The sequence below is a fragment of the Lentiprolixibacter sp. genome, from assembly GCF_982873095.1.
On record NZ_CEYNTP010000080.1, the window covers coordinates 1 to 10,408 of the forward strand.

General features: G+C 45.3%; 6 protein-coding genes and 1 tRNA gene. 3 read left to right on the forward strand and 4 right to left on the reverse strand.

Features of this window, described 5'->3' with window-relative positions; all coding sequences use genetic code 11:
* Position 1 precedes the first annotated feature (1 nt).
* Positions 2–78: transfer RNA gene (locus AC4E7D_RS06595), tRNA-Ala, on the forward strand.
* A 160-nt stretch (positions 79–238) separates the two neighbouring features.
* Positions 239–952 carry an SDR family oxidoreductase gene (locus AC4E7D_RS06600; RefSeq protein WP_490173018.1) on the forward strand — a complete coding sequence of 238 codons (714 nt, stop codon included), beginning with the start codon at positions 239–241 and terminating at the stop codon, positions 950–952.
* A gap of 1 nt (position 953) precedes the next feature.
* On the opposite strand, the gene AC4E7D_RS06605 is transcribed toward AC4E7D_RS06600, so the two are convergent.
* The 4 genes from AC4E7D_RS06605 to AC4E7D_RS06620 all read right to left on the reverse strand — a co-directional run bounded on the left by AC4E7D_RS06605 (position 954) and on the right by AC4E7D_RS06620 (position 9,558).
* A complete protein-coding gene (locus AC4E7D_RS06605) occupies positions 954–3,701 on the reverse strand; it encodes a PD-(D/E)XK nuclease family protein (RefSeq protein WP_490173019.1) in 2,748 nt (915 codons plus the stop codon).
* A 66-nt stretch (positions 3,702–3,767) separates the two neighbouring features.
* Complete coding sequence (locus AC4E7D_RS06610; protein ID WP_490173020.1) at positions 3,768–5,126, reverse strand: OmpA family protein; 1,359 nt, start codon at positions 5,124–5,126, stop codon at positions 3,768–3,770.
* Between the two features lie 114 nt (positions 5,127–5,240).
* Entirely contained in the window at positions 5,241–6,434 is a 1,194-nt protein-coding gene (kbl, locus tag AC4E7D_RS06615) for a glycine C-acetyltransferase (protein WP_490173021.1), read from the reverse strand.
* Between the two features lie 4 nt (positions 6,435–6,438).
* Positions 6,439–9,558, reverse strand: coding sequence for a UvrD-helicase domain-containing protein (locus AC4E7D_RS06620; RefSeq protein WP_490173022.1), 3,120 nt, complete (start codon positions 9,556–9,558; stop codon positions 6,439–6,441).
* Positions 9,559–9,674: 116 nt separating this feature from the next.
* Here AC4E7D_RS06620 and AC4E7D_RS06625 point away from each other — a divergent pair, with 116 nt between their 5' ends.
* Positions 9,675–10,283 carry a superoxide dismutase gene (locus tag AC4E7D_RS06625; protein ID WP_490173023.1) on the forward strand — a complete coding sequence of 203 codons (609 nt, stop codon included), beginning with the start codon at positions 9,675–9,677 and terminating at the stop codon, positions 10,281–10,283.
* Positions 10,284–10,408: the final 125 nt, after the last annotated feature.

The following is a 10,408-nucleotide window of genomic DNA, read 5'->3' on the forward strand; positions in this document are numbered from 1 at the left end:
TGGGGGATTAGCTCAGCTGGCTAGAGCGCTTGCATGGCATGCAAGAGGTCACCGGTTCGACTCCGGTATTCTCCACCAAGTTATCCGCAATAGTCAAGCCACCTTAGGGTGGCTTTTTTATTTCCATGTTTGTCCCCATCGAATTTGCCGGCATTGTGTCTATATTTGTCAACATTTAAAGGGGACGGACAGCAGGGATCTTCCTTCCTTGAGAATTTCAAATCAACATCTGAACAGTATGGATAATCTCGAAAATAAAGTGGCATATATTACCGGAGGTAGCAAGGGTATTGGTTTTGGTATAGCCCAAAAGCTATTGGAAAACGGAATGAAGGTGGCCGTTAGCGGCCGTACAGAAGATAGTGTGGTCAGGGCAGCGGAACAGTTGGGACCCACAGAAAGGGTTTTGCCAATAGTTTCGGAGGTTTCGGACCCCGCTCAGGAAATTCGGGCTGTGGAAAGGATATTGGAGAAATGGGGAGCTTTGGATGTGGTTGTGGCCAATGCAGGAGTAGGACACTTTGCAGCTATAGAAGAATTATCCCTGGATTCCTGGAAGGAAATGATAGACGTAAACCTGAGTGGGGTATTTTATACTTTAAAAGCTGCTGTTGATGCGCTGAAACGGTCTAAAGGATATTATTTTACCATAGCCAGTTTGGCAGGGACTAACTTTTTTGCCAAGGGGGCGGGTTACAATGCCTCGAAGTTTGGTGTGGTGGGTTTTACACAGGCGGCAATGCTGGACCTTCGTCCTTATGATATTAAAGTGACAACTATTATGCCTGGATCGGTAGCTACCCACTTCAACCAAAATCAACCGGGGGCTAAGGATGCCTGGAAGATCCAGCCCGAGGATTTGGGGCAATTGGTGGTGGACTTACTAAAAATGCCCGCCAGGACGCTTCCAAGCAAGGTAGAAGTACGACCCACCCGCCCTGACAAAAAATAGGCTAGTCGGTTTTTTCTGTAAACGGGATTTGGGGATCACTAATCTCTTTGATGAGTTCTTCAAGCTGCATTTCAAATTGTTGTATTACTTCCCCTGATATTACAGACTCCTTTGTTTTGCTTCTGGGCGTTGATTTTGTAGCAAAGGTCATTGGGCTACCTTGGGGGCTTTTTATGGAAATAATGCCTGCCTGCATCCCTTCTACGGCCATTTCCCGACCGTAAAGCAGGGCATAGCAGAGCAGCTGGAAGGCCTTGTTCTTATGCTTGTCCAGAATCAGGGAGTCCCAGGCAACGATTTCCACCTCAGCAGCTTTAACGCTCCCGGTTTTATAATCAAGTATACGCACTTGCCCGTCAAATTCATCTACACGGTCTACCGTCCCCTTTAGGGCCACTGGTTTGGCTATTCCAGGTATAGGATATGCTTGTTTTATCCTTTTCTCCAGTGCCAGCAGTCGAATGGTATGGCCTTTGCTTTGTTCGATCTCCAGGTCCAGGAAACGCTGCAAATACTTGATGATGACTTCATATGCAATTAGGTTCTTTCCTTTAAGGGTCTTTTGTCCGGGATAGATTTGAGACATCAGCCTGGTTATGAGCGGCCTGATTTTTTTCTTTTGATCAGCAAGACCCTCAGGGGTCAACACCTGTCCGAGGAACGGGGTATACAGGATTTCAAGGGCCTGGTGGATAAGGATCCCAAAAGTCTTAACTTCCAGTGACTCCTCTACTTCTTCGGGATCATCAATATTGAGGATATGCCTTTTAAAAAAGACGAGAGGGTCACGGATATAATCGGTGAGGACTGTGGGCGAGAACCCCCTTTCTGCGAGGGCCGAGATCTTTTCCAGCACCCAGCTGTCTTTGTGTACAACAAGAGGGGACGTCGTTTTGAGAGGAACCTGAGGGGAAGCAATTTCCTGTTTAATATAAGGAACAATGTTGGGGTCCGTAGTAAGTTGGTAGATGAGCCTGCTTTTTTCGCCGCCTTCGAGCACGTCAGGTTCTGTGTTATAGCAGAGGATGACCTTCTTTGCCCGTTGTAGTATCCGATAAAAGTGGTAGGTGTATACCGCGTCCTTTTCCTTGTATGTAGGCAAACCCAGTTCCCTCTTAACATCAAAGGGAATAAATGAATTGACCGTTTTACCAGCTGGAAGGATGCCTTCGTTAACCGAGGTGATAATCACAGTATCAAAGTCCAGGTTACGGCTCTCCAACATCCCCATAATCTGCAGACCCTGGGTAGGGCTTCCGATAAAATCGAGATGTTTTGTGCGCAGTTGTTCAAGGAATAATCCTTTCAGTGCTTTTATATCCTTGATATAAGGATACAGCTTTAGGGTGCGATCAAGTTCCTGTAACACCTGTGACAACAAAACACTTTCCTGTACAGCAATGGGGTCGGCATTATCTTCAATTCGATTTCCCAGTGCTTTAAGCAATGCCTGTCCGTCCTGCAGGAATTTCGCGGGATCTTTCTTATCAGAAAAGAGGATATCTATTACTTGTGTATTCTTCAATTCCATCCTGTCCAGATCGCCGGACCTGATGTAAAGCACATTATTTGCAATAATGGTTTCCCTGATCACTGAGGCCTCATTTTCTGCTGACCGGGATAACAGCAATTGTACCAGAGGATGCACCAGAAACTCTGTGAAATATTGGAAGTACCACCCCTCCCGGTCCTGTGAAATAAAAAGGTCCATCCACTGCAGGAATAAACCCGCAATGGTAGTATCCCCCAGAGGATAGCCCATGGTAATATTCACAGGGCCTATGGTTGAAGGCAGGGCATTCAGTATGGGATTGAGGAGTTTTTCGTCAGCCAGGATCAGGGCAGTTTTGTTTAGGGCTTCAGGGGCATCCTCCTCTATTTCCCTAAGAATGTTGCCGATATATTTAGCCTGGGAAACCTGTTTGGGTACACCAACTATCCGGAACTCTTTCTGTTGTATAAAATTAGCCCTTGGACCCCTGGGGGAACGCGTGCTGTAGTAGGGCCAATGTGTAAAATATTCCCGGAGGAATAATCCGGCATCATGGATATCATCTTCAATAAAATACGGATCGCTGTCCCAAAAGATTTCGGCCTTACCCTCTTGCAAAATGCGTTGTATGATGCTGCTTTCTGCTTCGTTAAGGGCGTTGAACCCGGCAAATACAAAGCGTTTATCTTTTGTTTTTTGAAGGTAATCAGGTAATTTATGTACTGCCTGTTTGTATAGTAGCCCCTGATGTCCTTCCCCCTTTTCTATTAGTTTCTCATTAAACCTATTGTAGAGGGGGTGTAGTTTTTCCCAAAAATCCAGGTAGTTCTGGACCATGGTGGTCTTTTCCGGAGCCACTGCCCAGTGGTTCATCTCCTGAACTGCGGAAAGGTAGGAAAACACTTTTTCTGGAGGCACTAAATACCGGTCTATTTCTGTAAAATCCTGCAGGAGGGTGCTGCCCCATTGTATGAAAGAATCGTAAAGTTCAGGATCATCAGGAGTGAGCTCTAGATAGGCTTCATAAAGTGTGAAAAGCAGGGATATCCGGGAGGCGCTGACCTGACCTGAAATTTCCTGTACAAACTCTTCTATGCCATATACCTCAGGCGCAAAAATGGTCTTTCCCATTTCTTTTGCCAGACAGGATTTGAGGAAATTACCTGCCCGTTTGCTGGGAAGGACAAAGAGAAAATCTTCCAGATCATCTTGCCCCTTACATACTTCTCGCGCTACTTCCTGGAGGAAACTGCTCATACTCAAAAATAAAAAAAGCCCTGCATTGTGCAGGGCCTTTTTATTTATAAAGGATTTCTACTCTTCTTACTTGATGAGGTTGATCTCAACCCTTCTGTTCTGAGTCCTTCCAGCTCTTGTGTTGTTGGTTGCGATAGGCTTATCTTCACCATAACCAATTGCTGTAAGTCTGTCGGCTGCGATTCCTTCTTTGATCAGGAAGTCACGTACAGAGTTTGCTCGGGACTCAGAAAGTTTTTGGTTCAAGCTTGCGCTACCAACACTGTCTGTGTGTCCTTCTACAGTAAACTTAGCGTTAGGATACTCATTCAGGATCTTAATGATGTCTACGAATACAGATACAGATTCTGTTTTCAGTGTAGATTTTCCAGTATCGAACAGGATAGTCCTAGCGTACTCGTTCAATTGCTTCTGAACTTCTTCAGTAACTTCTGGGCATCCGTTGTTTGCTACAGTACCGGCAATGTCAGGACATTGGTCGTCTTTGTCAAGTACACCGTCACCGTCGCTGTCTGGCCATGGGCATCCTTTGTTTTCAGCAGGTCCGGCTTCATTTGGACAAGCATCGTCCTTGTCAGCTACACCGTCACCGTCAGCGTCTGGGCATCCACCAAGGGCAGCAACACCAGCTTCGTTAGGACAAGCATCATCCTTATCGGCAATACCGTCACCGTCAGAATCAGGACATCCGTTCATTTCTTTAGATCCGGCCTCGTTAGGACAGCTATCTTTACCATCTTCGATGCCGTCACCGTCAGAATCAGGACATCCGTTGAAAGCTTCCAATCCGGCTACTTCAGGACAAGCATCATCTTTGTCGTAGATACCATCACCATCGGTATCCGTTCCACCGAAGCGGATAGATACACCGGCAAGGTGTTGCAGGTGCTTAACACCATAATCTTCGAAAGCGTGCTTATACTGTGTTTGAACAGTAAAACCAATATTGTCGTTAAACCAGTAGTTAGCTCCGATACCTCCATTAACGGTACCTGCTCCAATTTCATCTACCCAGGTATATCCTCCACCGAACTCTACGAAAGGATCGATTTTGGTGTTCCTGAGGATGTTGTACTTGATGGTACCATCAATGGCGTAGTGAGACAAATCGTCAACACGTACATCACCTAATTTGCTAATGCGGTTAAGTGATCCCCTGGCTCCTACTGAAAATCCATCACCTACGTACTTGGATACGGATACGTATGTGATAGAAGGAAGGATGTTCCAGTGATCATTCGCATTGAAATACTCATCGAATAAACCTCCAACTGGATAAGCGGCGTCTTGGTCATTAGTAGGGTAAACATCAATAGCATTTACACCAAAGCTCACTTGCCAGGGATTGTTTGCATCCTGCGCTTGAATGGTGTTAAACCCTATAACAAGTAGGCTAACAACCAAAATTCTGCTAAGCTGTTTCATGTTCAAAATTTTAAGTTTAAAGTGTTTATTAGCTGCAAATGTAAGTTGTTAAGAATTATTAACAAAATCAATTTCCTATTTTTTTTATCGCATTTCATGGGAAAAATCAAGCATTTAAACGATGCCCAGGACTTGTCCTACCTCCTTAAATGCATTGATGGCAAGATCGAGATGTTTCTTTTCATGAGCAGCAGAAAGCTGTACCCTGATTCGGGCCTTTTCTTTGGGGACTACAGGATAGAAGAATCCGATCACATATACCCCTTTCTCCAGCAGCATATTGGCCATTTTCTGTGAAAGCTTGGCATCGTAGAGCATTACCGGGACAATGGCTGAGTCGCCTTCAATGATATCAAAGCCGGCCTCGAGCATTCCCTTTTTGAAATATCGCGTATTCCAATCGAGTTTATCTCTTAGGCTGGTGTCCTTATCCAGCATCTCAAATACCTTTATAGAAGCCCCTACAATGGCGGGTGCCAGGGAATTTGAAAACAGATACGGCCTTGACCGCTGCCTGAGCATATCGATAATTTCCTTTTTACCTGTAGTATAACCGCCCATAGCACCCCCAAGGGCCTTGCCCAGGGTGCCTGTTATAATGTCGATCCTGCCCATAACCCCTTTTTCTTCCAGGGTGCCGCGTCCGGTTTCGCCGATAAACCCGGTTGCATGGCATTCGTCTATCATGACGAGGGCATCGTATTTTTCGGCGAGATCACAAATGTGGTCCAGGGGGGCCAACAGGCCATCCATGGAGAATACACCATCAGTAACAATGATCTTAAATCGGCTGCCGTCTGCATTGGCCTGGAGCAGTTGCTTTTCCAGATCGGCCATGTCGTTGTTTTGATAGCGGTACCGCTTGGCCTTGCAAAGCCGGACCCCATCAATAATGGAGGCATGGTTCAACGCATCTGAAATGATGGCATCTTCCGCTGTTAAGAGCGGTTCGAATAACCCCCCGTTTGCATCAAAGGCAGCAGCATATAATATGGTATCCTCTGTTTGGTAATACTCGGCGATCTTTTTCTCCAGGGTTTTGTGGATATCCTGTGTCCCACAGATAAACCGTACAGATGACATTCCAAAACCATGGCTATCCAGGGTGTCCTTGGCGGCCTGCACAACTTCGGGGTGGGACGATAATCCCAGATAGTTGTTTGCGCAGAAATTGATGACTTCCTGCCCACTGTCTAGTTGGATGACCGCTCCCTGTGCGGAGGTAATGATCCGTTCTTCTTTAAATAATCCTGCTTCCCTGATACCATCCAGCTCCTGCTGAAGATGTTCCTTAATTTTTCCGTACATATGCTTAAATAAAAACTGGCTCTATATGTTTTTGTGTGTAGATTAATACCTGCTGACCCACCTGGTATCCCATTTTTTCAAGGGCTTCCGCATAGGAATTGAGCTGCTCCCTGTCCTTTTTACTTTTTTTCCCGGTTTTATAATCCAGAATGGAAACTTCTCCCCCCCTAAATACCAAACGGTCAGGCCTCAAAATTAGGCCATTTTCCGTAATAATTTCCGTTTCGTTTCGCACCTCTAGTCCCTTTTCAAAATAGATATACAATTCTGGATGAGTTACGAGTTCTTTTGATCTGACTTCCAGGATCTTGGACTCGCTTTCATCCAACATGGAAATACTACTGACATTGTTCAGGGCCTCAGGAATATCTTCCGGACATTGAATTTGAGCCATAAGATCATGGAACAGATTTCCCCAAACCAGCGCTTTTCCAATATCGCTGTCCCAATCCCCACTTTTTTTGGGCACCATTTTATGCTCTAAAAGCGGCTTTGCGGTATGTGAAAATGGCACATAATGTTCTTCCAGCCCGTTCTCTTTCCCGCCTGGGGAAGGAGGATCTGGCAAAACCCCTAGGGAATAACTGCGCCGGGCTGGATCCCATTGGCCCTTTGCCTGCAGGTACTTCACAAACAAATCGGCATAATTGCGGATTTCAGAGGTGCTGTTTTGGCCATATTCGGTGATTATATGCAGGGCACAGATGCTCCTTGTCAGTGCTACATAGAGCAGGTTAAAGGCGTCGAGTTCCAGTTTGGCCTGTTCATCTTCAAAAAGTGCTTTCATTGAGGCGTTGTACTGGAGCATCTCCTTCTTTTTGCTGAATAACAAATACTCGAAACCATAAAAATCCTCAGGATTCAAAGGTGACCAAAGTTTAGGGTTCTTTTCGTCGTAAATATCGCTGTTGGCAAAAGGGAAAATCACTACGGGAAATTCCAGTCCTTTCGCCTTGTGAATGGTCATGATCTTTATAGCATCAAGACCTTCCGGAGCTACAATGCTTAGCTTGTCTTTGCGTTTATCCCAGACAGAAAGAAAGGAGGCTATCCCATTTCCTTCGATTTGTGCTACCCGCAAAACTTCATCCAGCAGGAAACTCAGATATGCGTCGGAATTTGCTGAAAGCCCAAAACAACCAATGGCGTATTCCAGAGCATCATAGGTGTTCAGCCCATGGAAACGGGCCCCATCGAATTGGAAGGTATCATTAAGGAAATTTATCAACCCCTTTGAGTCGTTAAGAAGTGCCCATTGTGCCTTAGCAGACTTTTGCCTTAGATAGCAGATAAGCTCAAAACGCGCTTGCAGGTCTTCGGGAAATATGGAGAACCTAAGCAGGGCAACACAGAAACGGACTTCTTCAGAGGAATTCAGTAAAAGGGTTTCTGAAGAAATTACAGGAATTTCCCGTTCCATGAGATATTCTGCAACCTGTATACCCTGTTTCACCTTCCTCGTCAAGACGCAGATATCCTTTAATTGATACCCCTTTTTTATGGCCTGATCAATGTAAGTAATGATACACTCTCCGTATTTCAGGTCCAGGTCCTGCTCGTCCTTATCCAGAAATTCCATGGTTACCAATCCTTCTCTCAGATCATTCGCTTCCTGTGTTGCCCCCTTTTTGAAGAGGGCTTCGTAAAAGCGATTGCTAAGCGCTGTACTGGTTATCTTAAAGAACTCGTTGTTGAAATCAATAATTCTTTCATGACTGCGGTAATTCCTGGGCAGATCGTGTATTTCGGGAGGTACGGTAAAAATACCTGCCCCGGGGTTCAACAAATTGAGGAACTGCTCAGCCTTACCCCCTCTCCAGCGATAGATGGCTTGTTTGGCGTCTCCAACAAGCAGTAAAGAACCCTTACGACCGGATTCATCCTGCCCTTCCAGGGCATTGCTTATTAGGGGGACCAGGTTAGACCACTGCAAGGCTGAGGTATCCTGAAATTCATCAATGAAATAATGCCGGTACTTTTCCCCGATCCGTTCGTATATATAGGGTGCTGGCTGGTCTTTAATTTCATCTGCAATTATGCGGTTGAAGTAGGAGATAGGAAGTAGTTCACGCTCCTTGCACAAGGTGTCCAATTCTTCTTTTAATGCGCGCATGATCGCCAGAGGGACAAGGTTGCTATACGCATTCTTCAGGTAGGCTGCGGTGAAGAATCGGGATTTTATCACCGTGAAAAGACGATTAAATTCAGGCAGTAGTTCATCCAGTACCTGCTTGGTGTTTTCGGGAACCTTTTGGCTGTAGAGGGGTTGCTCACCAAAATTTTGTTTCCAGCCCGCCTTAAAATTAATAGTCTGCTTCCCTTCATATACCTGTTGGACAAAATTTGGAAAAAACCCCCGCGTGAAGTCCTTGGTCTCCAGTTGATGGGAGGCTATCAGCTGTAAGATCTGATGTGCCGCCTCTTTCATTTGTTTTTCCTCATTCCTGATCCTGCCTTGCAACAATGATTTCAGTTTTTTAAAATCCCCTGAGGATTTTGCCGTAAGTTTTTGGAGGGGACCCAGATGGTTTTCATCAAAAAGTAACTTGCCCACTTCGTTGAGGTCATAGCTTATGTCCCAACTTTTTTCGGCATCGATTTTCTCCAGGGAAAACGCAACCAGGGTATCTGTTAGTTCCTCCTCCTTCCCAGCCTTGCTCAGTAGTCGGCCAACAGCTTCCTGCAATAAGAGGGATTCTTCCAGAATAACTTCAAACTGCGAAGGCAGGCTCAGGTCACGGCTGAAGGATCTGATAACCCTGTGGGTGAACTTGTCAATAGTGGACACATCAAAAAAGGCGTAATTGTGCAGAATGTGTTTCAGAACAATTCCTGACTGGTCGTGCAGGTATTCCGGAGAGCAGGACAAGGTTTCGCATAGCCCGAGAAAGAGTGGATGTTTGTTTGCGGAAGGCGGTTGGGTAGCAAACTCGAACAAGCTGTCCAAAATCCTGCTTTTCATTTCGGAAACAGCCTTATTCGTAAAAGTTATGGCCAGGATTTGCCGAAAATTCTTTGCATTTCCGGGGGCCAGGATAATGTTGAGGTATTCCCTTACCAGGGTAAAGGTTTTACCAGAACCAGCAGATGCATTAAAAATCCTAAAGGAAGATTGTCCCACCATTTATGAGAGACAAAGTACGGATTCTCATTTGGTTATTAACAATTTCTTATAAGAATATCTTGCTTAATCGTGTAACTTTGGAATGGATCAATATTTAATCATAAAAACACTAAAAAATGGCTTTTCAATTACCTAATTTACCATATGCATATGATGCCTTAGAGCCTCATATTGACGCACGAACGATGGAAATCCATCACACCAAACACCACAATGGTTATACTACTAAGTTGAATGGAGCGATAGAAGGTACGGACCTTGCCGGAAAGTCTATCGAAGATATTTTAAAGAACCTGGACATGAGCAATACTGCTGTCCGGAACAACGGCGGTGGATTTTACAATCACGTGCTTTTTTGGGAGGTAATGTCCCCGGATGGAGGAGGAACTCCGGAAGGAGCCCTGGCAGAGGCCATTGATGCAGCCTTTGGTTCCTTTGACAATTTTAAAGAACAGTTCAGCAAAGCCGCTGCTACAAGATTTGGTTCCGGTTGGGCCTGGCTGTGTGTTCACCCAGGTGGAAAGCTGGAGATTTGTTCCACCCCCAACCAGGACAACCCTTTAATGCCCAACACGGGTTGCGGAGGGTATCCGATATTAGGACTGGATGTATGGGAGCACGCTTATTACCTGCACTATCAGAACAGACGCCCAGATTATATCAGTGAATTCTTCAATGTCATTAATTGGGCTAAAGTGGCAGAGAATTACGCTGCGAATAAATAAGGTTAGATCTTTTAACCGGGAAGAAAAGCGCGACTCCTAACAGGGTCGCGTTTTTTAATAGAAAAGGGCAGAGAAGCCTCCACCCTTTTCGTCCCAAATCTTACCATAAACTTAACCTACTTATG

Bases quoted from the DNA above. Each gene is read 5' to 3' on its own strand.
- AC4E7D_RS06605 (WP_490173019.1), bottom strand. From the start codon at position 3,701: ATGAGCAGTTTCCTCCAGGAAGTAGCGCGAGAAGTATGTAAGGGGCAA.
- kbl (WP_490173021.1), bottom strand. From the start codon at position 6,434: ATGTACGGAAAAATTAAGGAACATCTTCAGCAGGAGCTGGATGGTATC.
- AC4E7D_RS06600 (WP_490173018.1), top strand. From the start codon at position 239: ATGGATAATCTCGAAAATAAAGTGGCATATATTACCGGAGGTAGCAAG.
- AC4E7D_RS06620 (WP_490173022.1), bottom strand. From the start codon at position 9,558: ATGGTGGGACAATCTTCCTTTAGGATTTTTAATGCATCTGCTGGTTCT.
- AC4E7D_RS06625 (WP_490173023.1), top strand. From the start codon at position 9,675: ATGGCTTTTCAATTACCTAATTTACCATATGCATATGATGCCTTAGAG.
- AC4E7D_RS06610 (WP_490173020.1), bottom strand. From the start codon at position 5,126: ATGAAACAGCTTAGCAGAATTTTGGTTGTTAGCCTACTTGTTATAGGG.